The sequence below is a fragment of the Rhodococcus aerolatus genome (assembly GCF_054783215.1).
In genome coordinates this window covers 87279-109659 of sequence record NZ_BAAGQZ010000044.1, presented here as the reverse complement: position 1 = coordinate 109659, position 22381 = coordinate 87279, and the positions used below count along the sequence as shown (strand labels likewise).

At 75.2% G+C, this 22381-nt stretch carries 23 protein-coding genes; 13 read left to right on the top strand and 10 right to left on the bottom strand.

The window, feature by feature from the left end:
* Positions 1–56 precede the first annotated feature (56 nt).
* The gene (locus tag ACYVOF_RS16150) at positions 57–920 is read left to right on the top strand and encodes an alpha/beta fold hydrolase (RefSeq protein WP_460868228.1); all 864 of its coding nucleotides are present in this window, start codon (positions 57–59) and stop codon (positions 918–920) included.
* Positions 913–1512: a nucleotidyltransferase family protein gene (locus ACYVOF_RS16145; RefSeq protein WP_460868226.1), complete on the top strand. Its 600-nt coding sequence runs from the start codon at positions 913–915 to the stop codon at positions 1510–1512. Before ACYVOF_RS16150 ends, ACYVOF_RS16145 begins: the two co-directional genes overlap by 8 nt.
* Positions 1513–1683: 171 nt before the next feature.
* On the opposite strand, the gene ACYVOF_RS16140 is transcribed toward ACYVOF_RS16145, so the two are convergent.
* Genes ACYVOF_RS16140 through ACYVOF_RS16125 form a run of 4 tightly spaced genes read right to left on the bottom strand, consistent with a single transcriptional unit; the run spans position 1684 to position 4805 of the window.
* Positions 1684–2535: a DUF1206 domain-containing protein gene (locus ACYVOF_RS16140; protein WP_460868224.1), complete on the bottom strand. Its 852-nt coding sequence runs from the start codon at positions 2533–2535 to the stop codon at positions 1684–1686.
* A gap of 7 nt (positions 2536–2542) precedes the next feature.
* Entirely contained in the window at positions 2543–3457 is a 915-nt protein-coding gene (locus ACYVOF_RS16135; protein WP_460868222.1) for an alpha/beta fold hydrolase, read from the bottom strand.
* 14 nt (positions 3458–3471) lie between these two features.
* Entirely contained in the window at positions 3472–3894 is a 423-nt protein-coding gene (locus ACYVOF_RS16130) for a VOC family protein (RefSeq protein ID WP_460868220.1), read from the bottom strand.
* A 14-nt stretch (positions 3895–3908) separates the two neighbouring features.
* Positions 3909–4805, bottom strand: coding sequence for an alpha/beta fold hydrolase (locus tag ACYVOF_RS16125; RefSeq protein WP_460868218.1), 897 nt, complete (start codon positions 4803–4805; stop codon positions 3909–3911).
* A 102-nt stretch (positions 4806–4907) separates the two neighbouring features.
* Between ACYVOF_RS16125 and ACYVOF_RS16120 the strand changes: the two genes are divergently transcribed.
* The 6 genes from ACYVOF_RS16120 to ACYVOF_RS16095 all read left to right on the top strand — a co-directional run bounded on the left by ACYVOF_RS16120 (position 4908) and on the right by ACYVOF_RS16095 (position 11418).
* Positions 4908–5765, top strand: coding sequence for an AAA family ATPase (locus ACYVOF_RS16120; RefSeq protein ID WP_460868485.1), 858 nt, complete (start codon positions 4908–4910; stop codon positions 5763–5765).
* A 43-nt stretch (positions 5766–5808) separates the two neighbouring features.
* The gene (locus ACYVOF_RS16115; protein ID WP_460868483.1) at positions 5809–6930 is read left to right on the top strand and encodes a vWA domain-containing protein; all 1122 of its coding nucleotides are present in this window, start codon (positions 5809–5811) and stop codon (positions 6928–6930) included.
* Positions 6923–8056, top strand: a complete 1134-nt coding sequence (locus ACYVOF_RS16110; protein WP_460868216.1) for an XdhC family protein — start codon at positions 6923–6925, stop codon at positions 8054–8056. Before ACYVOF_RS16115 ends, ACYVOF_RS16110 begins: the two co-directional genes overlap by 8 nt.
* A gap of 145 nt (positions 8057–8201) precedes the next feature.
* On the top strand, positions 8202–9413 hold the full coding sequence (locus ACYVOF_RS16105; protein ID WP_460868481.1) for an iron-containing alcohol dehydrogenase: 1212 nt from the start codon (positions 8202–8204) through the stop codon (positions 9411–9413).
* A complete protein-coding gene (locus ACYVOF_RS16100) occupies positions 9410–10780 on the top strand; it encodes a MadS family sensor histidine kinase (protein ID WP_460868215.1) in 1371 nt (456 codons plus the stop codon). The genes ACYVOF_RS16105 and ACYVOF_RS16100 overlap by 4 nt, the downstream gene beginning before the upstream one ends.
* On the top strand, positions 10777–11418 hold the full coding sequence (locus tag ACYVOF_RS16095; RefSeq protein WP_460868213.1) for a MadR family response regulator transcription factor: 642 nt from the start codon (positions 10777–10779) through the stop codon (positions 11416–11418). The genes ACYVOF_RS16100 and ACYVOF_RS16095 overlap by 4 nt, the downstream gene beginning before the upstream one ends.
* A gap of 84 nt (positions 11419–11502) precedes the next feature.
* Here the strand turns inward: ACYVOF_RS16095 and ACYVOF_RS16090 are convergent, their stop codons facing one another.
* From ACYVOF_RS16090 to mftR, 6 genes are all read right to left on the bottom strand, one after another.
* Positions 11503–12180 (bottom strand): GPR1/FUN34/YaaH family transporter, encoded by a 678-nt coding sequence (locus ACYVOF_RS16090; RefSeq protein WP_460868211.1) that lies wholly within the window; start codon positions 12178–12180, stop codon positions 11503–11505.
* On the bottom strand, positions 12177–13061 hold the full coding sequence (gene mftM, locus ACYVOF_RS16085; protein ID WP_460868209.1) for a mycofactocin oligosaccharide methyltransferase MftM: 885 nt from the start codon (positions 13059–13061) through the stop codon (positions 12177–12179). Before mftM ends, ACYVOF_RS16090 begins: the two co-directional genes overlap by 4 nt.
* Positions 13058–14593: a VWA domain-containing protein gene (locus tag ACYVOF_RS16080; RefSeq protein WP_460868208.1), complete on the bottom strand. Its 1536-nt coding sequence runs from the start codon at positions 14591–14593 to the stop codon at positions 13058–13060. The genes mftM and ACYVOF_RS16080 overlap by 4 nt, the downstream gene beginning before the upstream one ends.
* A 3-nt stretch (positions 14594–14596) precedes the next feature.
* The gene (locus ACYVOF_RS16075) at positions 14597–15847 is read right to left on the bottom strand and encodes an AAA family ATPase (RefSeq protein ID WP_460868206.1); all 1251 of its coding nucleotides are present in this window, start codon (positions 15845–15847) and stop codon (positions 14597–14599) included.
* Positions 15848–15939: 92 nt separating this feature from the next.
* Complete coding sequence (gene mdo / locus ACYVOF_RS16070) at positions 15940–17232, bottom strand: NDMA-dependent methanol dehydrogenase (protein WP_460868204.1); 1293 nt, start codon at positions 17230–17232, stop codon at positions 15940–15942.
* 236 nt (positions 17233–17468) lie between these two features.
* Complete coding sequence (gene mftR, locus ACYVOF_RS16065) at positions 17469–18083, bottom strand: mycofactocin system transcriptional regulator (protein WP_460868203.1); 615 nt, start codon at positions 18081–18083, stop codon at positions 17469–17471.
* A gap of 70 nt (positions 18084–18153) precedes the next feature.
* On the opposite strand from mftR, the gene mftA reads away from it, so the two are divergent.
* From mftA to mftD (ACYVOF_RS16040), 5 genes are read left to right on the top strand one after another with little or no spacing between them, the layout of a single operon-like run.
* Entirely contained in the window at positions 18154–18252 is a 99-nt protein-coding gene (gene mftA / locus ACYVOF_RS16060) for a mycofactocin precursor MftA (protein WP_460868201.1), read from the top strand.
* A gap of 22 nt (positions 18253–18274) precedes the next feature.
* Positions 18275–18595: a mycofactocin biosynthesis chaperone MftB gene (gene mftB / locus ACYVOF_RS16055; RefSeq protein WP_460868200.1), complete on the top strand. Its 321-nt coding sequence runs from the start codon at positions 18275–18277 to the stop codon at positions 18593–18595.
* The gene (gene mftC / locus ACYVOF_RS16050) at positions 18592–19827 is read left to right on the top strand and encodes a mycofactocin radical SAM maturase (RefSeq protein ID WP_460868198.1); all 1236 of its coding nucleotides are present in this window, start codon (positions 18592–18594) and stop codon (positions 19825–19827) included. The genes mftB and mftC overlap by 4 nt, the downstream gene beginning before the upstream one ends.
* Complete coding sequence (mftD, locus tag ACYVOF_RS16045) at positions 19827–21062, top strand: pre-mycofactocin synthase MftD (protein WP_460868196.1); 1236 nt, start codon at positions 19827–19829, stop codon at positions 21060–21062. The genes mftC and mftD (ACYVOF_RS16045) overlap by 1 nt, the downstream gene beginning before the upstream one ends.
* Positions 21059–22240 (top strand): pre-mycofactocin synthase MftD, encoded by a 1182-nt coding sequence (gene mftD, locus ACYVOF_RS16040; protein ID WP_460868479.1) that lies wholly within the window; start codon positions 21059–21061, stop codon positions 22238–22240. Before mftD (ACYVOF_RS16045) ends, mftD (ACYVOF_RS16040) begins: the two co-directional genes overlap by 4 nt.
* The last annotated feature ends 141 nt before the right edge of the window (positions 22241–22381 follow it).

Here is a 22381-nt window from a genome sequence, read left to right as displayed (position 1 = left end):
GGTGGGCGGACGGTCGCGGCCGAACCGTGATCGGCGCGCCGGGCGAACCCGGGGGCATGACCGAGCGCCTCGCCGACGTCGGCGCCGTCCGCCTGTGCCACGAGGTCCTCGGGGACGAGGGGGACCCCACGGTGCTGCTGGTGATGGGCCTCGGGCTGTCGCTGGACTGGTGGCGCGACGACCTGTGCGCGGCCCTCGTCGCCCGCGGGCTGCGCGTGGTGCGGTTCGACAACCGCGACGTGGGCCGATCCACGGCGTTCAACGGGCCCGGGATCAGTGCCTGGGGCTTCGTCCGCCGCCGGGCCCACCCGGTGTACACACTGGCCGACATGGCCGACGACGCGGGCGGGCTGCTGCGGCAGGTGGCGCCGGGCGGGGCGACCGTGGTCGGGGCCTCGTTGGGCGCGATGGTGGCCCAGGAGGTCGCGATCCGGCACCCCGACCTCGTCACCGGCCTGGTGTCGGTGATGGGACGCCCCGGGGACGGCCGCACCGGGAAGGTGAGCCCGCGCATGGTGCCGGAGTTCCTGCGCCCGCCGGCCGCCGACCCCGTCGAGGGCCTCGTCGCCTCGTTCCGCCGCATCGGGTCGGTGGGCCGCGACGAGGTGGACGACGAGGACGTGCGGGTGGCCGCCCGCCGGGCCGCGGCCCGCGACGAGACCGACGGCACCGGGGGCGGCCGCCAGCTCGCCGCGTGCGTCGCCGAGCGGGACCGCACCGCCGACCTGGGGCGGCTGCGCATCCCCGCGGTGGCGCTGCACGGGGACCGGGACCGCGTCATCCGCCCCTCCGGCGGGCGGGCGACCGCGGCCGCCATCCCCGGGTGCGCGCTGGTCGAGGTCCCCGGCATGGGCCACGACCTGCCCCGCGCGGTGTGGCCGACCCTGTGCGACGCGATCGAGCAGGTCGTCCGTGTGTGATAGCTGCACCCAGGACGCGAGGTTTCGTTCACAGGGGGTGCTGCTCGCGGCCGGGTCCGGCACCCGCTACGGCTCGCCCAAGGCGCTGGCCCACGACGGCGGGTGGTTGCGGGGCGCCGTCGCCGCGCTGACCGACGGGGGGTGCGCGGGGGTGGTGGTCGTGCTCGGCGCGGCCGCCGGGCAGGCGCGCGCGCTGGTGCCCGCGGGGGCCGAGGTCGTCGTGGCGACGGGCTGGCAGACGGGCATGGGGGCGTCGCTGCGGGCCGGCCTGGGTGCGGCCGCGGCGACCGACGCCACCCACGCGGTGCTGCACCTCGTCGACACCCCCGACGTCGGTGCGGACGTGGTCGCCCGGGTGCTCGAGGCCGGGCGGGTGCGGGGCGCGGACGTGGCGCGGGCGGCGTACGACGGGGTGGCCGGGCACCCGGTGCTGCTGGCCCGGGAGCACTGGGTGGCCGTGGCGGCGTCGGCGACGGGCGACCGCGGGGCGCGGGCGTTCCTGCGCGGCCGTGCCGGCGTCGAGCTCGTCGAGTGCGGCGACCTCGCCACCGGCCGCGACGTCGACACCCCCGAGGACGACCACCCCGCCTGACGCCCCCGCGGCCCCGCCCCCAACCACAGGTAGCCCGCGACCTGCGTCGGCCCAGCCGTCGCAGCGCGCAGGTAGCCCGCGACCTGCGGCGCACACTGCCCGCGGTGTGGCCGGGGCCGGGCGGACGAGGCCGCACACTGCCCGCAGTGTGCGGGGGAACGGCCGGCCGGGTCAGGTGCGGGACGGGTAGCGGGCGCGCACCAGGCTGAACAACCCGAACGCCCCGATGCCGAGCGAGACCACGCTGAGCAGCACCCGGCCGTACGGCGCGGCGAGGATGGCCCGCAGCGCACCGTCGAGCCCGGTGGCCTGCGCGGGGTCGAACGTCCACGCGGCCGTGGCGAACAGCGCCCCGACGACGACCAGCGCGGTGCCCTTGGCCGGGAACCCGACCCGGCCGAGCCAGCGCACCACGGCCTGCCGTGCCGGGGAGGCGCCGTCGGTGTCGACCTCCTCGAGGAAGTCAGCGCGCAGCCCGGTCACCCACTGCCGCACCCCGATCCCGGCCACCACCACCGCGACCACCCCCACGGCCAGCCGCCCGCCGGGCAGCGCGAACACCCCGGCCGTGGTCCGCTCCCCGGCGTCGACCGGTGAGGCCGTCGCGGTGGCGAACCGCACGGCCAGCGCGGCCAGCGCCAGGTAGACCAGTGCCTTGCCCACCGACTCGACGGTCCCGATCACCGCGGCGCGCCGGCCGCCGTCGGGCCCGGCGTCGCGCCACAGCCAGCGCAGCTCGCCCACCTGCCACAGCGCGAGCGCCGCCAGCCCGGTGGCCAGGACGAGCAGCATGAGCGGTCCCCACGTGGTGTCGGCCACCGCACCGAGCGCGCCGTTCTGGTCGGCGTCGCGGCCCCGGAACCCCCACGCCAGCTGCAGCGCCAGCCAGGCGATCAGCAGGTGCACCACGCCGTAGGCGGCGAGCCCCACCCGCGCGAGCCCGAGCACGGCGGCGGAGTCGGGGGCGTCCCGGGCCCGGCGGCGCAGCCCGGCGGGGACCGCCGAGCGCTCGAGTCCGGACACCGCCCCATCATCCCCGAGACGCGGGCGGCTCCTCGGCCAGGAACGCCCGCAGCGCGGCGAGGGTGTCGGCGTGGTTGTCCTCGACGAGGAAGTGGCCGCCCTCGACGACGTGGCCGCGGACGTCGTCGGCGCAGCGCCGCCACACCTCCAGGGGGTCGGCACCGTCGGGGAAGTACCCGCCGACGAGCCCGCGGCTGCCCCACAGCACGAGCAGCGGCACGGTGACGCGCCGTCCTGCCGCCGCGTCGGCCTCGTCGTGGACCTGGTCGACGCTCGCCGCCGCCCGGTAGTCCTCGCACCAGGCGTGCACGGAGCCCGCCAGCCCCGCCGCCCGGCGGTACTCCGCGCGCGCGGCGTCGGTGAACCCGCCCGGCCCGCCGCCGCTCATCGCCTGCAGGCACCAGTCCAGGTACCACCCCGGGTCGGCCCCGACCAGCGTCTCCGGCAGCGGCTCGGGCTGGGTGAGGAAGAACCAATGGTAGTACGCCTGGGCGACGACGCGGTCGGCGGTGGCCAGGACGTGGCGCGTGGGCAGCACGTCGAGCACCGCGGCCCGCACCGCCCGCTCCGGGTGGTCCAGGCACAGCCGGTGGGTCACCCGGGCGCCGCGGTCGTGGCCCAGGACGGTGAACCGCTCGTGGCCCAGCGCCGTCATCACCGCGACCGCGTCGGCGGCCATCGCCCGGAAGCTGTGCCCGGCGTGGTCGTCGCCGTCGGCGGGCCGGCTGGAGTCGCCGTACCCGCGCAGGTCCAGCGCCACCACGGTGTGGTCCGCGGCGAGGTCCTCGGCCACCCGCGACCACATGGCCCTCGTCTGCGGGAAGCCGTGCAGCAGCAGCACCGCGGGCCCCGAGCCGGCGTGCACCACGTCGATCGTGGCGCCGTCGGTCGGGACCCGGGTGTGGTCGAAGCCGGTGAACATCAGCGGCCCACCGCTCAGACCGCGGCGAAGATCTCGAGCGCGATGCCGTCGGGGTCCTTGAACTCCAGCAGGCCCATGCCGTCGGCGACCTTGACGTCCTCGTGCGCGACGCCGAGCTCGTCGAGCACCGCGGCGGCCGCGTGCAGCGCGTCCTCGTCGGCGACGGTGAAGCTGAGGTGGTCCAGGCCGACGCGGTCGGGGTCGAAGGCGTCCCCGGCCTGCGCCACGGGCCGCAGCCCCAGCAGCCCGCCGGCGAACTGGTAGATCACGCCGCCGAAGACGAACCACAGCTTCTCGCGGGTCTCCTCGTCCGCGTCCGGCGGGAGCTCGGCGTAGACGTCGAAGCCGAAGACCGCGTCGTAGAAGGCGCGGCTGCGGTCGATGTCGGTGACGGTGACGCGGACGTGGCTGTAGTCCTGGATGCCGGCGATGGGCACGGTGGGGGTCTCCTTCAGGGGGTGGGGGTGTTGTCCCCGACCGTGCCACGTCCCGCCGCCCACCACGCGGCGACGAGGTCGGCGACGGCCCCCGGCCGGCGCAGCCAGCCCGTGTGCCCCAGCGGCTCGGGCACGTGCGCGCGGGTCAGCGCCGCGGCGGGCAGCCGCTGCGCCCACCGGTCCACGGCGCGAGCCGGGGCCATGCCGTCGCGGGCCAGCGAGACGGCCAGCACGGGGACGGCCAGCCGGGGGAGCAGCGCCTCGTAGTCGGTCTCCCCGGCCCCGGCGGGGGCGTAGCGGCCGGTGCGGGCCAGCCGCGCCCAGTCGCGCACCAGCACCCGGGACTGCCGCCCCGCGAAGCGCAGCCGGTCACCCGGCCAGTAGCCCAGCGCGCCCGCGACCGCGGCCACCGCGGACGTGCCCAGCAGGTTCCGCGCCGCGAGCACCGGCGGGTACGCCCGGAAGTGGGGTGTCGCCGCGGCCACCAGCACCACCCCCGCCGGCGGCGCGCCCCGGTCGGCGGCCAGCGCGGCCGCGATGACCCCCACCTGCCCGCCGAGGCTGTGCCCGAGCAGCAGCAGCGGGGCGCCGGGCAGCCGCCGCGCGGTGGCGGCGAGCACCGCGGGGACGTCCTCAGACGCCAGCGCGTGGTAGCCGTGGGTGCTCCCGCGGCCGACCTGCGTGCTGCTGCCCTGCCCGCGCAGCTCGACGACGACGGCCTGCAGGCCCCGCTGCACCAGGGCCGCGGCGAGGTGGCGGTAGGACCGGGCAGCGACGCCGATGCCGGGCAGGACGACGAGGACGGGCGCCCCCGGCGGGCCGGGGTGCACGGTCGCGGGCAGCGCCGTCCCGTCGGGCAGGACGACGGGCAGCGGCTCGGCGGTCGGCTCGGGGGTCGGCTCGGCGGTCATCGCACGGCAGGGTTGCAGAGGCGTTGCCGAAACACCGTCGGTGGTGGCCGTCGTCACACCCGAGCCTAGGGTGGTCGCGTGGACATCTCCTCGCCGGCCGACATGACCACGGCGCTGCGCTCGGTGGGCTACCTGCCCGACGACGGCGTGGCCACGGCCGCGTTCCTGGCCCACGCGATGAAGCGCCCGCTGTTCTGCGAGGGCGAGCCCGGCACCGGCAAGACCGCGCTGGCGAGCGCCCTGGCCACCGCGCTCGAGCTGCCGCTGATCCGGCTGCAGTGCCACGAGGGCATCGACGCCAGCCAGGCGCTCTACGACTGGGACTTCCCCCGCCAGCTGCTGCACCTGCGCGCGCTCGAGGCCACCGGGGCGGACGCCGCGGGCACCGTCGACGCGGCGGAGTCCGAGCTCTACACCGAGCGCTTCCTGCTGGCCCGGCCGCTGCTCGAGGCGCTGCGCCGCGCCCCCTGCGTGCTGCTGGTCGACGAGATCGACCGCGCCGACGACGAGTTCGAGGCGTTCCTGCTCGAGGTGCTGGCCGAGAACCGCGTCTCCATCCCCGAGCTCGGCGAGGTCGTCGCCACCACCCCGCCGCTGGTCGTGCTCACCTCCAACCGGACCCGGGAGGTGCACGACGCGCTCAAGCGCCGCTGCCTCTACCACTGGGTGGACCACCCCGACCTGGCCCGCGAGATCGAGATCGTCCGCACCGCGCAGCCCGGGGTGAGCGCGTCGCTGGCCCACCAGGTGGCGGTGGCCAGCCGGGCGCTGCGCAGCCTCGACCTGCTCAAGCCCCCCGGGGTGGCCGAGACCCTGGACTGGGCCGCGGCGCTCACCGCGCTGGGCCGCACCACCCTCGACGTCGAGTCCGCCGCCGCCACCCTCGGGGCGGTGCTGAAGTACCGGGAGGACGCCGACAAGCTTGTGCAGATCGGCCTGGACCAGCTGCTGGCCTCGTGACGCCGTGACGCCCCCCGGGAACGGTGACGGCCTCGTCACCGCCGTGCGAACCCAGGAGCCGCCCGACCCGCTGCTGGGCTACCTCGGCTTCGTCCGGGTGCTGCGCGCCTGCGGGGTGGCCGCCGACGCCACCCGCGGCCGCAGCTTCCTCACCGCCCTGTCCTGCGTCGACGTGGCCAGCCCGGAGCAGACCTACTGGGCCGGGCGCATCACGCTGTGCGCCCAGCCCGACGACCTGCCGCGCTACGACGCCGCCTTCGCCGCCTGGTACTCCGGGCGCGAGGTCGTCACCACCCGCACCCCGCCGCAGGCGCCGAAGCCGTCGGCCATAGCGTCGTTGACCGGCACGCCGCCGCAGCGCAGCGGGGACCGCGACGACGACCAGGACTCGCTGTCCACCGCCGCCAGCGAGCAGGAGGTGCTGCGCCGCAAGGACTTCAGCGAGCTCAGCCAGGCCGAGCGCGACGAGGTGGCCGGGCTGCTGGCCGGCCTGCGCTACCGGCCCGCCACCCGCCGCGCGTTGCGCCGCACCCCGGCCCGGCGCGGTGCGGTCGACCCCCGGGCCACGGTGCGCCGCATGCTGCACGCCGGCGGCGAGGTGGTCCGGCCCGCCCACCACGCCCGCGACCGCCGCCCGCGCCGGCTGGTGCTGCTCATCGACGTCTCCGGCTCCATGTCGCCCTACGCGGACTCCCTGCTGCGCACCGCGCACGTGCTCACCCGCTGCGCCCCCGCCCACGTCGAGACCTTCACCCTGGGCACCCGGCTGACCCGGCTGACCCGGGCGATGCGCCACCCCGACATCGACGTGGCGCTGCGGGCCGTGGCCGCGTCGGTGCCCGACTACGCGGGCGGGACCCGGCTGGGGGAGACGCTCAAGGTCTTCACCGACCGCTGGGGCCAGCGCGGCCTGGCCCGCGGCGCGGTGGTGGTGCTGTTCTCCGACGGCTGGGAGCGCGGCGGGCCGGAGCTGCTCGGCCGGCAGGCCGCCCGGCTCTCCCGGCTGGCCCGCTCGCTCGTGTGGGCCAACCCGCACGCCGGGCGCGCCGGCTACGCCCCGGTGCAGTCGGGCATCGCGGCGGCGCTGCCCGCCATCGACACCCTGGTCTCGGGCCACTCGCTCGTGGCCCTCGAGGAGCTCGTGGAGGTGATCGCCCGTGCGTGAGGTGCTGGACGACGTCCTGAGGTGGTGGCGGGAGGACCGGCCCGTGGGCCTGGCCACCGTGGTGGGCACGTGGCGGTCCTCGCCGCGCCAGCCCGGCGCGTCGATGCTGCTGGCCGGGGACGAGTCGGTGGTGGGCTCGGTCTCCGGCGGCTGCGTCGAGGGCGCGGTCTACGAGCTGGCCAAGGAGGTGGTCGCCGACGGGGTGCCGCAGCTGCAGCGCTACGGCGTCTCCGACGACGACGCGTTCGCGGTCGGCCTGACCTGCGGCGGCATCCTCGACGTGTTCGTCGAGAAGGTGGACCGGCAGACCTTCCCCGAGCTCGAGGACGTCGCCGCCGCGATCGCGGCCGGGGTCCCGGTGGCGGTCGCCACCACCACCCGCCACCCCGACGACCGCCGCGTCGGCCAGCGCCTGGTGCTGCTGCCGGACTCGGTCAGCGGCACCCTCGGCTCGCCGCGCGCGGACGCCGCCGCGGCCGACGACGCCCGGGGCCTGCTCGCCGGCGGGCGCAACGCCACCCTGCGCTACGGCCCGGACGGCGAGCGGCTCGGCGAGGGCATGGAGGTCTTCGTCGCCAGCTACGCCCCCAAGGCCCGGATGCTGGTGTTCGGGGCCATCGACTTCGCCTCCGCCACCGCGGCGATGGGCGCGTTCCTCGGCTACCACGTCACCGTGTGCGACGCGCGACCCGTGTTCGCCACCATTCAGCGCTTCCCGGAGGCCGACGAGGTCGTCGTCGACTGGCCGCACCGCTACCTGCGGGCGGAGCGGGACGCGGGCCGGCTCGACGAGCGCACCGTGCTCGCGGTGCTCACCCACGACCCCAAGTTCGACGTGCCGCTGCTGACCCTGGCCCTCGGGGACGACGGCTGGGACGCCCGTCCCGCCTACGTCGGCGCGATGGGCTCCCGGCGCACCCACGACGACCGGGAGGCCCAGCTGCGGGAGGCGGGGGTGACCGAGGAGCAGCTCGCCCGGCTGCACAGCCCCATCGGGCTCAACCTGGGCGCGCGCACCCCGGAGGAGACCGCGGTGGCCATCGCCGCGGAGATCATCGCGGGCCGCTGGGGCGGTGACGGGCGCCGGCTCACCGAGACCGAGGGCAGCATCCACCGCACCGCGTGACGGCTCGGGCGCGGTCCGCTGCCGGTGGGCCGCAGCAGGTCCGGGGTTGCGACCTCGTTGCAGCAGGGGCCGCCGACCCGGCATGTAACCTCGGTCACACGAGCCGGGTCGAGGGGGGTGTGCGGTGCTGCTGACCGACCACGACGTGCCGCGGGCAGACGGCGCACCGGGCGGACTCGGACCCGGCGCGGGCCCGCGGGACGGGGCACCGCGGATCTCCAAGTTCCACGCCCCGGAGATCGTCTTCGGGCCCGGCTCGCTGGGCGAGGCCGCCTTCGCCGCGGCCCGCCTGGGTGCCGTGCGGCCCATGCTCGTCACCGACGGCGGCCTCACCGACGCCGGCTGGGTGGCCGAGCTGCGGGCGCACCTCGTCGACGCCGGGCTGCGCCCCGTGGTCTACGACGGGCTCACCCCGAACCCCAAGGACCACGAGATCACCGCGGGCCACGAGCTCTACGCCGCGTCCGGCTGCGACGTGCTCATCGGCCTCGGCGGCGGCTCGGTGATCGACGGCGCCAAGGGCATCGCCGTGCTGGCGGCCAACGGCGGGTCGATCCTGGACTACGAGGGCGTCGACCGCGTCACCCAGCCCATCCCGCCGCTGGTCATGGTGCCGTCGACCTCGGGCACCGGGGCCGACGTGTCGCAGTTCTGCATCGTCAGCGACACCACCCGGCTGACCAAGATCACCATCATCGGCCGCGTGCTCGTCCCCGACGTCACCGTCATCGACCCCCGGCTGCTGACGACCATGCCGCACTGGCTCGCCGCGGCCACCGGGCTCGACGCCCTCACCCACGGCATCGAGGCGTTCGTCTCCCTGGCCCACAACCCGCTCACCGACGGCCACGCGCTGCGGGCGGTCTCGCTGGTCTCGGGCAACCTCGCCGCCACCATCCACCACCCGGGCGACGTCGGGTCCCGGCAGCGGATGGCGCAGGCCAGCCTCGAGGCGGGCCTGGCCTTCACCAACGCGATCCTCGGTGCCACGCACGCCATGAGCCACCCCGTCGGCGGCATGCTCGACCTGCCCCACGGCGTCATCAACGGGGTGCTGCTGCCCCACGTCATCCGGTTCAACGCCCGGGTCGACCCGGAGCCCTACCGGGAGGTGGCCCGCGCGCTCGGGCTCACCGAGGCGGCGGGGGCGGCGGCCGAGGCCGCGGACGCGGTGGCCGACGCCGTCGGGGTGCTCTCCCGCGGCATCGGGGTGCCCGCCGGGCTCGGCGAGCTCGGGGTCAGCCGGGCGGACCTGCCCCGGCTGGCGGAGCTCGCGCTGCGCGACGCCTGCATGTCGACCAACCCCCGTACCGCCACGCACGCCGAGATCGAGGCGTTGTTCGCGGCTGCGTTGTGAGCCGGACGCGCGAGCCGGAGGCCGGGGGCAGCCCCTGGCCGGACCTGGCCGCGCTGACCGGGGTCCGCTCCGGCAAGGGCAGCTTCTACCCGGAGTACCGGGGGGTCGCGGAGCGCCTGGAACGGGTGGTGCACGCGCTGGAGACGATCTCGCGTGCCCTGGTGCGCACCGTGGAGGGGCCGGACACGCTGGTCCGCGCGGTCGTCGAGGCCGCCGCGGAGCACCTCTCCGCCGAGTGGGTGGTGTTCGCCCTTTCCGACGGCGCGCTGCCCGAGGCCCGGCCCCGCCAGCTCGTCCTGGGCCCCGACGGCTACCCGCACCCCACCGACCTGCCGCTGCCCGCCCCCGTGCTGGCGCACCTCGGCGCCACGCGCGAGGGCGGGCTGGCCCACCACGACGACGGGCCCGCCCACCACACCCACGTCCCGATCGTGCTCGACGGCGGGGTGGTGGGGGCGTTCGTCGCGTGGACGCCGGCCGAGCGGACCATCGACGCCACCGACACCGCGGTGCTGACCATCCTGGCGGGGCAGACGGCGGTGGCGCTGCAGAACTCGGCCCTGTTCACCTCCGGCAAGGTGCTGCTGGAGCGCTCGGAGCACGCCTACGCCGAGTCCACCCGGCACGCGGCCGCCCTGGCCGAGCGCAACGCCGAGCTGCAGCTGACCCAGCGCCAGCTCGGTGTCGCCCACCGCCGCGAGGCCCTCGACGCCGAGCGCCACCGCATCGCCCGCGAGCTGCACGACAGCGTCACCCAGCGGGTGCTCTCGGCCGGCATGCAGATCGAGCTGTGCCGCGCCGAGGTGGGCGACCCGGGCGTCGACCCGGCCGTCGTCGTCGAGCGCCTCGGCACCGCGAAGGACCTCACCCGCCGCGCCGTGGAGCAGCTGCGCACCGCGATCTACGCCCTGAACCACGACGACGGGCCCGAGCGGGCCTCGCTGCCCGAGCTGCTCGAGCAGCTGACCACGGTCCACCAGCCCGAGGAGCTCGCCGTGACGGTCCGGGTGGAGGGCAGCCCGCGCGAGCTCGGGGTCGACGTGGAGCACGCGCTGCTGCGGATCGCGGGGGAGGCGCTGTTCAACACCGCGGTGCACGCCGGTGCCTCCCGCGCGGTGGTGCGGCTGTCCTACCGGGCCGGCGAGGTCGCGGTGTCGGTGGCCGACGACGGCCACGGCCGGCCCGAGGTGCTGCGCCGGGCGCTGGCCGTGGCCGAGGCGGGCGACGTCGACGGCCAGCACCGGGGGCTGGCGAACATGGCCACGCGCGCCCGCGAGCTGGGCGGGACGTTCGAGATCCGCACGGCGCGCCTCGGCGGCATCCGCATCGGGGCCCGGGTGCCGCTGCCCACCGGGGCCGGGTCGTGAGCGCGCCGGTGCGGGTGGTGCTGGTCGACGACCACGCCATCCTGCGCGAGGGGCTGCGCTCGGTGCTGCAGCGGGAGGACGACCTCGACGTGGTCGGCGAGGCCGCGTCCTTCGAGGCGGCGGTGGTCGAGGTCGCCCGCCGCACCCCCGACGTGGTGGTGCTCGACCTCAAGCTCTCCTCCCGCAGCGACGACGAGGGCCTCGAGCTGTGCGCGCAGCTCTCCCGCGCCCACCCCGGGCTGGGCCTGCTGGTGCTGACCACGTTCCTCGACGAGCACCTGGTGGTGCGCGCGGTGCACGCCGGGGCCCGCGGCTACGTGGTCAAGGACGTCGACACCACCGAGCTGGTCCGGGCCATCCGCGCGGTCTCGCAGGGGGAGAGCGCGTTCGACGCCCGCAGCGCCGCCGCCGTGGTGCGCTCGCTCAACCACCGGCCGGCCGAGCGCGAGCAGCTCACCGAGCGCGAGCTGGAGGTGCTGCGGCTGCTCGCGGCGGGCCTGTCGAACGCCGACATCGGTGGGCGGCTGTACATCTCGGCGACCACGGTGAAGTTCCACGCCAGCAACATCATGCGCAAGCTGCACGTGTCCCGGCGCGCAGAGGCCGTCTACGCCGCCTCCAAGGCCGGCCTCATCTGACACCGCCAGGATGCGTCCCGCGGGCTCGATGCCGTCCCCACAGGGTCTGCGCGACGTCGAGCCCGCGGGATGCAGGGGCGGGGGTCAGCCGACGACGGGGTTGCCCAGGGGCAGGGCCTTGCCGCCGGTGGCGACGGAGAAGGCGTCGAAGAACAGGTAGACGCCGACGAGGGTGAAGGCGAACACCGCGTAGCCGCCGGCCTCGCCGAGCGCGGTGGAGGACGTCTGCACCCCGAGGAAGGAGAGCAGCAGCGAGAGCGCGACGAGCGCGAAGAGCACGGTGAACGCCAGCGGCAGGCGCAGCGAGGCCAGGGTCAGCACGACCACCGCGATCAGCCAGGTCAGCAGGAAGACCTTCTGCGCGGCCACGGCGTCGGTCGCGGCGGAGGCCTCGCCGGCGGCCGAGGTGTACCAGCCGTGGGTCAGCCCCATCACCAGCATGGCGTAGCTGAGCCAGAACCCGCCGAAGATGCCGAACACCGCGGCCACGGCGGCCTGGCCCTCCCGGATCGCCCACACCGCGGCGATCACCTGCCCGACGCCGGTGGCGCCCAGGACGATCGCGATGATCGAGGCGGCGGCGGTGGCCGGGACGTAGCCCACCGAGGTCAGCCCGAGCGCGATCGCGCCGACGAGGAACGTCGGGACGCCCACCATCCCGGGGTTGGCCGCGGGGGCGAGCTCGCCCGCGTCGTGGACGTGGGACTGGTCTGTGACGGTGCGCGCCGGGGTGGACGCGACGCCGGTGTCGGTCGTGGTCATGGGGTTCCTGTCCGTGAACGGGTGACGCGGTCGAGCACCACCCAGCCTCCGTGGTGGGAGTGGACGTCGATCGACCAGTCGTCTCCGGGACGGGCGTCGACGCAGGTGGCACGCAGCTGTGCCGCGGTGAAGGTGCGGACGTGCCCGTAGGCCGCGTCCGGGACGTCCTCGAAGGGGACGGCGAGCACGACCCGCCGCCGCGCGAGGCGCAAGGCCTCGGCGACGACCGCGGCACCGTGGGCCGCGTCGACGTGCTCGAGCAGGTGGACGGCCAGCACCGTGTCGGCGCAGCCGTCCGGGCGGGGCACGGCCGCGGCGTCGCACACCGCGGTGCCCAGGGCGTGGCCGAGCCGCGGCGCGACGGCCTCGAGCAGCGCCACCGTGCCCGGGCTGACGTCGGTGGCGGTGACGCGGTGCCCGCGGGCCGCCGCGGCGAGGGCGAGGAAGCCGAAGCAGGACCCCAGCTCGAGCACGTCGCGCCCGCGCAGCAGCCCCACCGCGTGCGCGTGCACCGGGCCCAGGCCGGTGGCGCCGCGCTCGAGCTGGGCCAGGCTCTGCCGGTAGTACCGGGTCCAGGCGCGCAGCGGGTCGTCCACCGTGGACAGCACCACCCCGGTCAGCACCACGGCCAGCTCGTCGACGTCGTCGAGCTGCGCGGCGAGCAGCGGGACGAGCCGCTCGTCGAGGTCGGCGGGCAGCAGGCCGTGGCGCACCAGCAGCCGCGGCCCCGCGCGGTGCACCCGCACCCGGCGCGGCCCGGCCTCGCGGACGACGCGGACGTGGCCGTGGACGAAGCGGCCGCGCACGCCGCGGGCGAGGGCGTCGAGCACCGGCCGGGCCGCGGTGGTACCGGCCGGGTCGACCACCGCGGGCGCGCTCACCGGCCCGCCGTCTCCGCGGCCATGTCCTGCGCGGTGTGGGAGAGCCCGGTGAGGTCGCGGACCACCCGCACCCGGTCGCAGTGCTCGGCGTAGGCGGGCAGGTCGCAGCTGCCCAGGCCCCAGGAGTACCGCGGCTCCGGGGTCAGCCAGATGGTCTCGCGCACCCGGCGGCTCATCTCGGCGAAGCGCTCCAGCTGCGGGTCCGCGCCGTTGCTGCGCCCGTCGGCCAGCACGATGAGCGTGGTGCGGCGGTTCAGCGCGCCGCTGTGCTCGTCGAGGAACTGGGCGAAGGCCGCGCCGTGGTCGGAGTGCGCGTCGACGTCGATGACGTCCCCGCCGAAGACCATGCCCAGCGCGTGCTCGGCGGGGTGGTCGGCGAACAGGTCGGTCACCTCGGCCAGCTCGTCGACGAAGACGAACGTGCGCACCTGGCTGACCAGGTCCTGCAGGCCGTGCACCAGGTGCAGGGTGAAGCGTGCGGTGGCCCGCACCGAGAGCGACACGTCGGCCAGGAGCACCAGCCGCGGCTTGTCCTCGGTGCGCATCACGGTCACCGGGCGGAAGGGCACCCCGTCGTAGCGCAGGTTGCGCCGCATGGTGCGCCCGGAGTCGATGCGTCCCCGCGCCCCGACCTTGTGCCGGTGGGTCAGCGCGCCGTGCAGGCTGGCGGTGAGCCGGCGCAGCGAGTCCTCGAGCTCGGCGCGCTCGTGCTCCCCGACGTGGTCGACCTCGGCGACGCGCTCGTCGTCCCCGCCCTCGACGACGCGGTCCTCCAGCGCCAGCAGGCTCTCGAGGTGCTTCTTCAGCGCGGCGGGCAGGTTGTTCAGCACCCCGGCGAGGCGGCGGCGCAGGTCGGACGCGGAGTCCGACATGTCCCCGGCGCTGGCCTCGTCCACGGGCAGGTCGTCGAGCCAGCCGAACAGCGCCTCGCTCTCGGCGACGGAGAGGTCGGCGGCCACCCGGGTGCCGGTGGAGGTCGAGATGCTGCCGGGGGCGCCGCCGCCGTGCAGCCGGTCGGCCTCGATCTGCACCCGCGCACCCTCGCCGAGCAGCTCGGTGGAGTCCTTGGAGAAGACGATCTCGTCGGTCATCGCGGCGAGGTCGATCTTGTTGGCCTCCTGGTGCAGGTTGTACTGGGTGGCCATGTCGTCGGGGTCGAAGAAGTCCTTGATGTCCGCGGGCTTGCCGTGCTCGTGGCCCTGCTGCGGCAGCTGGCCCGGCTCCTCGGACAGGGTGAACTGGTCCAGCGAGCCGGTGTCGGAGAGGTCGTCGTGGCCGTGCCCGTGGCCGTGCCCGGTCTGCGCGGGGCTGACCGCGACGAGGCGGAAGAACTTCTCGAAGACCTCGGTGAACACCTCGTCGTCGGCCCGGTCCTTGACCAGGGCCACCCGCAGCGCCTCGCGGAGCAGGTCGCGGTCCGCGAGCATCCCGGGCTGGGCGGCGCACCGCAGCGCGTCGAGCAGCTCGGGCACCGAGACCCGGACCCCGCGCAGCCGCAGGATGCGGACGAACCGGTGGACGCTGCGCTCCACCGCTCAGGCCTTCTTCCTCGGCCGGCTGCCGAGGAAGCTGCGGCTGCCCTGGCTCGAGGGCACCGGGGCCCGGGGCGCGGCCGGCCTGCCCGCCCCGTCGGCGCCCGCGCTGCCCCCGTAGTAGCCGTCGTCGTGGCGGCCGGGGGCGTCCTTGCCCGCCCGCTTGGCGCGGCCGGTGTCGTCGTTGCGCGCGTCCTCGGGGTCGTCGCGGCGCCCACGGGCGGCGGGCGGCGCGGTGACCGGCGGCGCGGGGGGCTCGTCGTGGCCGTGCCCGTGACCGTGGCCGTGCCCGTGGGCCTCCTCGACGACGGCGTTGGGGTCGACGAGGCGGGGCAGCGCCTCGCTGGCCTTGCGGACGTCCTTGTCGTACTTGACGACCACGCTGACGGTGTCGTTGAGCAGCCGCGGGGTGAGCTCGGTGGCGCCCAGCACGGCCAGGGTGCGGGCCCAGTCGATGGTCTCCGAGATCGACGGGCTCTTGCGCAGGTCCAGCTCGCGCAGGCCGCGGACCACCTCGACCAGCTGCGTGGCGAGCGCCGTGGTCAGGCCCGTCCGCTTGGTCTCGACGATCTCCAGCTCGCGCTCGGCGGTGGGGTAGTCGAGGAACAGGTGCAGGCAGCGGCGCTTGAGGGCCGCGGACAGGTCGCGGGTGTTGTTGGAGGTCAGCACGACCCACGGCGGGGTGGTGGCGGTGAAGGTGCCCAGCTCGGGCACCGACACCTGGCCCTCGCCGAGCACCTCGAGCAGGACGGCCTCGAGGGCCTCGTCGGCGCGGTCGACCTCGTCGATGAGCAGCACCACCGGCTGCTCGGAGCGCACGGCCTCGAGCAGCGGGCGGGGGGCGAGGAAGCGCTCGGAGAAGAAGACGCTGTCCTGCGCGGCGATCCGCTCCACGGCCGAGGCCATGTCGGGGGCGTCGGCGACGAGCTGGCCGATCTTCTCCCGCAGCACCTGGGTGTAGAGCAGCTGCTTGCCGTAGTCCCACTCGTAGAGGGCCTTGGTCTCGTCCTGGCCCTCGTAGCACTGCAGCCGCAGCAGCTTGCGGCCGCTGGCCAGGGCCAGGGTCTTGGCCAGCTCGGTCTTGCCCACCCCGGCCGGGCCCTCCAGCAGGACGGGCTTGTCGAGCCGGGTCTGCAGGAAGACGGTGGTCGCGAGCTTGGTGTCGGCGATGTAGCCGTGCTCGGCGAAGGCGGTCACCACGTCGTCGACGGTCTCGAAGGTCGTGCCGGTGGACGTGGGGGTGGGGTCGCTCACTGCGGGCCTCTCCAGGCGGGGTGGGGTGGTGCGCCGCGGGCGGCACCGGGGTGGGTACCGGTGCCGCCCGCGGCGGGCGAGCGGGCCCGGCGTCAGCCGAGCAGGTCGTCCAGGTCGCCGTTCATGCAGTGGTCGACGACGGGGCGCACGGTCTCGAACGTGCACTCCTTGAGGTTGCCCGGGGTGCAGGCGTCGCCGAGCACGTGGCGGGTGATGCGGTCGACGTCCGCGTCGTCGCCGGTGATGACGCCGGCGTTCTCGTAGAACTTCGTCGGGCCGGTGCCGAGGCGGTTCTTGGAGTAGCTGTCCTTGGTGACGTCGGTGAACTTCTCGGTGATGCCGACGTCGCGGAGCAGCTGGATGGACGCCTCGAGGGCGGCGTGCGCGGCCCGCTGGTCGGTCATGCCGTGGGTGTCGATGCCCATGGCGCGGGCGATGTCGGCGAACTTGGGGTAGTTGGCCGTCATGTTGAACGCCCACACCCGGGGCAGCGCGACCGCGTTGTTCAGGCCGTGGTGGGTGTCGTAGAACGCCGACACCGCGTGGCTGATCGAGTGGATGATGCCCAGCCCGCCCGAGTTGAACGCCTGGGCGGCGATGTACTGCGCGTACATCATCCCCTCGCGGCCGGCGAGGTCCTGGCCGTTCCAGACCGCCGCGCGGAGGTTCTCCGAGGTCAGCTTGATGGCGTGCAGCGCGTTGCCCAGCGACGGCTGGAAGTTCAGCCGCGAGACGTAGGGCTCGGAGGCGTGGGCCAGGACGTCGAACCCGCACTGCGCGGTGTAGTCGGTGGGGCAGTCGTAGTAGAGCACCGGGTCGTCGATCGCCAGGGTGGTGACCGACGCGTCGTCGAAGGCCACGTACTTGTGCGGGTTGTCCGGGTCGGTCGTGGTGTCGGTGATGACGTAGGCCCACGACGTCTCCGAGCCGGTGCCCGCGGTGGTGGAGACGGCGATGTGGGGCGGGTTCTTGGGGTTCTCGGACTGGTTGAAGCCCTCGAACTCGTTGACGTTGCGGCCGTCGTGGGCCACCGCGATGCGGGCGCCCTTGCAGGCGTCGTGGCTGGAGCCGCCGCCGATGGAGACGAAAGAGTCGCACTTGGTGGACTGGTACTGCGCGACCGCGTCCATGACGTTGTAGTCCTTGGGGTTGGACTCCACCTGGTCGTAGACCTCGACCTCGAGGCCGTGGTAGCGCATCGACTCGACGATGTTGTGGACGATGTCGGTGCCGCGCAGCCCCGACGTCATCACCAGGGTCTTCTTGAAGCCCAGCTTGAGCGCCTCGGGCCCGATCATCTCGTGGGCTCCCGGACCCATCATCGCCCGGGGGAACGGGTGGAACTCCTTGATGGGGAACGGCTTCAGCAGGTCGTCGACCTTCATGGTCGTGTCCTCTCGGGTGGGGGGTGGGACGGGAGCCGGGGGTCCGGCCGCGTCGCCGCGGCAGCCGGGCCGCGCGGGGCGTGGCCGGGGTCCGGGGGTGCACGCCGGGGCGTGGCCGTGACGGTAGGAGCGCCCCCGCCCCGCGGTAAGTGGCCCGGGTCACAACCCTCCGGACGGCAGCCAAGCCGCTCCGGTCGGGCAGTCGGGGACCTGCCCGGTCGGGCAGGTCGGCACCCTCAGCGCGCGGTGGGGTCCGGTCCCAGCGTGGCCCCGAGCAGGTCGGTGCCGGCGGCCAGCAGGTCGAGCAGGTCCAGGCGCGGGTCGTCCAGCCACTGCTCGTAGGCGGCCAGCGCCACCCCCAGCAGCACCCAGCCGACGGTGCGGGGCAGGTGGTCCCCCGGCGCCAGGCCCCGGCGGCGGGCGACGTGCTCGGCCACCACCTGGCGCCACCCGACGTACTTCAGGGCCGAGTGCGCCTGCAGCGCAGGCACCTCGAGCAGCAGCGACATCCGCTCGCGGTGCCAGCCCGCCTCCTCGGCCGGGAACGTGTTGAAGTCCAGCAGGGCCAGGCGCAGCTCCTCGCGCAGCGGGAGGCCGCCGTCGAGGCCGGCGAGGAAGCGGCGCATGTGGCCGAGCTGGGAGTCGAAGTCGCCCCAGGCCACGTCGTTCTTCGACGGGAAGTACCGGAAGAAGGTGCGCCGCGAGATGCCCGCGGCCTCGGCGATCGCCTCCACGCTCGTGGCCTCGAAGCCGTCGCGGGCGAAGAGCTCGAGACCGACGTGGCTGACCCGGGTCACCGTGGTGGCGGGGCGTCGCCCCACCCGGGACGCGACGTCTCCGAGATCGTCCACCGGACCCCTTCCCCCTGGCACTCGGTGCCATTATGGTCCACGTCACAAGTCCCGACCAGGAGGAGACACCATGGCCGCCACCCCGAACAGCCCGCAGCACGACGAGGTCCTCGTGGAGGAGACCCTCGTCGAGGAGGTCTCCATCGACGGCATGTGCGGCGTCTACTGACCCGGCCCGGCACCCCACCGCGATGACGAGCCCCAGCGTGACCACGACCGACGTCCTCGACCTGCCCTGGCAGGTCCACCCCCGCGTGGCCGTGCGCCCCGAGCCCTTCGGCGCGCTGCTCTACCACTTCGGGACGCGGCGGCTCTCGTTCCTCAAGAACCGCACCGTCGTCGGGATCGTGGACTCGCTGGCGGAGCACCCCGACGGCCGCGCCGCGTGCGTGGCCGCCGGGGTCTCCGACGCCGCGCTGCCCGCCTACGCGAGGGCGCTGCAGACCCTCGTCGACTCGAACATGATCGTCCGCCGCGACCCCGCCGCCCCCGACTCCCAGGAGACCCCGTGACCGCCGTCGCCGAACCGCGCACCGACACCCCGAAGGTGGGCCGGCTGGTCGACCAGTTCGAGCTCGGCTTGGACGCGCCCATCTGCCTGACGTGGGAGCTGACCTACGCCTGCAACCTCGCCTGCGTGCACTGCCTGTCCGCCTCGGGCCGGCGTGACCCCCGCGAGCTGAGCACCGAGCAGTGCAAGGCCGTCATCGACGAGCTGCAGCGGATGCAGGTCTTCTACGTCAACATCGGCGGCGGCGAGCCCACCGTGCGGCCCGACTTCTGGGAGCTGGTCGACTACGCCACCAGCCACCAGGTGGGCGTCAAGTTCTCCACCAACGGCGTGAAGATCACCGCCGAGGTCGCCCGGCGCATCGCGGCCAGCGACTACGTCGACGTGCAGATCTCGATGGACGGCGCGACCGCCGAGGTCAACGACGCGGTGCGCGGCGCGGGCAGCTTCGACATGGCCTGTCGCGCCCTGCAGAACCTCGCCGACGCCGGCTTCTCCGACGCCAAGATCTCCGTGGTCTGCACCCGGCACAACATCTCCCAGCTCGACGAGTTCAAGGCCCTGGCCGACCGCTACGGCGCCACCCTGCGGCTGACCCGGCTGCGCCCCGCCGGCCGCGGCGCCGACGTGTGGAACGAGCTGCACCCGACGATGGAGCAGCAGCGCGAGCTCTACGACTGGCTCGTCGCCCACGGCGAGGGCGTGCTGACCGGGGACTCGTTCTTCCACCTGGCGGCGTTCGGCGACGCGCTGCCCGGGCTGAACCTCTGCGGCGCCGGCCGGGTGGTGTGCCTGATCGACCCGATCGGTGACGTCTACGCCTGCCCGTTCGCCATCCACGACGCGTTCCTCGCCGGGAACCTGGTGCACGACGGCGGGTTCCAGCAGGTGTGGCAGCACTCCGAGCTGTTCACCGAGCTGCGCAGCCCGCAGACCGGCGGCGCCTGCACCAAGTGCCAGCACTTCGACTCCTGCCGCGGCGGCTGCATGGCGGCCAAGTTCTTCACCGGGCTGCCCCTGGACGGCCCGGACCCGGAGTGCGTGCAGGGCTACGGCGAGCTGGCGCTCGGCGAGGTCGACCGCAGCACCAACCCGAAGCCGACCGGGGACCACTCCCACAGCGGACCGGTGCGCGGGCAGGCGCCCAAGCCGGTGCCGCTGACCCTGATGACCCGGCCGCCGGTCAGCCTGTGCGACGAGAGCCCGGTCGCGGGCCTGGAGGTGACGCGCTGATGGCGCTGCTGGGGTTTGCGGGCAACCCGTGGTTCGAGACCGTCGCCGAGGCGCAGCGGCGGGCCAAGAAGCGGCTGCCGAAGTCGGTCTACGACGCGCTCATCGCCGGCTCGGAGCGCGGGCTCACCGTCGACGACAACACCGCCGCGTACGGCGAGCTGGGGTTCGCCCCGCACGTCGCCGGGCTGCAGGGCGAGCGCGACCTGTCCACCACGGTCATGGGCCAGCCGCTGAGCATGCCCGTGATGATCTCCCCGACGGGTGTGCAGGCGGTGCACCCCGAGGGCGAGGTCGCCGTCGCCCGGGCGGCCGCCGCCCGCGGGATCACCATGGGACTCAGCAGCTTCGCGTCCAAGTCGATCGAGGACGTGTGCGCGGCCAGCCCGCAGACGTTCTTCCAGATGTACTGGGTGGGCAGCCGCGACGTGCTGGTGCAGCGCATGGAGCGGGCCCGCGCGGCCGGCGCCGTCGGGCTCATCATGACGCTGGACTGGTCGTTCTCCCAGGGGCGCGACTGGGGCTCCCCGGCCATCCCGGAGAAGGTCGACCTCAAGGCCGCCGTCAAGTTCGGCCCCGAGTGCGCGCTGCGGCCGAAGTGGCTGTGGGACTTCGCCCGCACCGGCACCATCCCCGACCTGACCACCCCGAACCTGGCCCCGCCCGACGGTGGCCCGGCGCCCACGTTCTTCGGCGCCTACGGCGAGTGGATGGGCACCCCGCTGCCGACGTGGGAGGACGTCGCCTGGCTGCGCGAGCAGTGGGGCGGGCCGTTCATGCTCAAGGGCGTGATGCGGGTGGACGACGCGCACAAGGCCGTCGACGCCGGCGTCACCGCCATCTCGGTGTCCAACCACGGCGGCAACAACCTCGACGGCACCCCGGCACCGATCCGGGCGCTGCCCGCCATCGCCGAGGCCGTGGGCCACGAGGTCGAGATCGTCACCGACGGCGGCATCCGTCGCGGGTCCGACGTGGTCAAGGCGCTCTCGCTCGGCGCCAAGGCCGCCATGATCGGCCGCGCGTACCTGTGGGGCCTGTCGGCCAATGGCCAGGCCGGGGTGGAGAACGTCCTCGACATCCTGCGCAGCGGCATCGACTCCGCCGTGCTCGGGCTCGGGCAGAAGTCGGTCCACGACCTGTCCCCGTCCGACGTCGTGGTGCCCCCGGGCTTCCCGCGGGTGCTGGGCGTCAACGGCTCCAAGCACGTCACCGAGGCCGTGCGGGAGGCCGTCTGAGCCGCAGCCGGCTCAGCACGGTCGCCGACGCCGAGGCGCGGGCCCGGCGTCGGCTGCCCCGCTCCGTGCACGCCGCGCTGCACGCCGGCTCGGAGCGCGGGCAGACCCTGGACGACAACACCGCCGCCTACCGCGGGCTCGGCCTCGTCGCGCGCCCCGGCGTCGCGGTGGGGGAGCGGGACCTGCGGACCACCGTCCTGGGGGTGCCGCTGGCCCTGCCGGTGATGATCTCGCCGGTCGGGGTGCAGGCCGTGCACCCCGAGGGCGAGGTGGCGGTGGCACGGGCCGCGGCGAGCCGGGGCGTCTCGACGGCGCTGTCCTGCTTCGCCTCCCGGTCCGTGGAGGACGTGTGCGCCGCCGGCGCGCCCACCCTGGTGCAGCTGCACTGGATCGGCGGGCGTGACCGGCTGGCCGCCACCCTGGAGCGGGCCCGGGCCGCGGGGGCGGCGGGCGTCGTGCTCACCACGGACTGGTCGTTCTCGCAGGGGCGGGACTGGGGCAGCCCGGCCATCCCCGAGCGCGTCGACCTGCGCACCGCGCTGCGGTTCGGCCCGCAGTGCCTGGCCCGGCCCCGCTGGCTGGCCCGCTACGCCCGCACCGGCGCACCGCCCACGCTGGGCACACCGAACCTGCTGCGGGCGGACGGGTCCGAGCACGGCTTCTTCAGCGCCTACCGGGAGTGGCTGGACACCCCGCCGCCGTCGTGGGAGGACGTGGCCTGGCTGCGCGAGCAGTGGGGGGGTGCGTTCCTGCTCAAGGGGGTGGTGCGGGTGGACGACGCGCACCGAGCCGTCGACGCGGGCGTCACCGCGATCTCGGTGTCCAACCACGGCGGCAACAACCTCGACGGAACCCCGGCCGCGGTCCGGGCGCTGCCCGCCGTGGCCGAGGCCGTGGGCCACGAGGTCGAGGTGCTCACCGACGGGGGGGTGCGCCGCGGGTCGGACGTGGTCGCGGCGCTCGCCCTGGGGGCACGGGCCGTGCTGCTCGGCCGGGCGCCGCTGTGGGGTCTCGCCGCGGACGGGCAGGCGGGCGTCGAGGACGTGCTCGACGTGCTGCGCCGCGGGGTCGACGCCGCGCTGCTGCGGCTGGGGCGCCGCTCGGTGCACGAGCTGTCCCCGGCCGACGTCGTGGTGCCGCCGGGGTTCGTCCGGGTGCTCGGTGCCCCCCGCACGTAGCCCGCTACCTGCGCCCCCAGCCGCCGCGGCCCCCGCAGGTAGCCCGCTACGTGCGTCCCCAACCGCCGCGGGCCCCGCAGGTAGCCCGCTACACGCGCCCGTCCCCGGTCCGGCCCCCGCAGGTAGCCCGCTACATGCGTC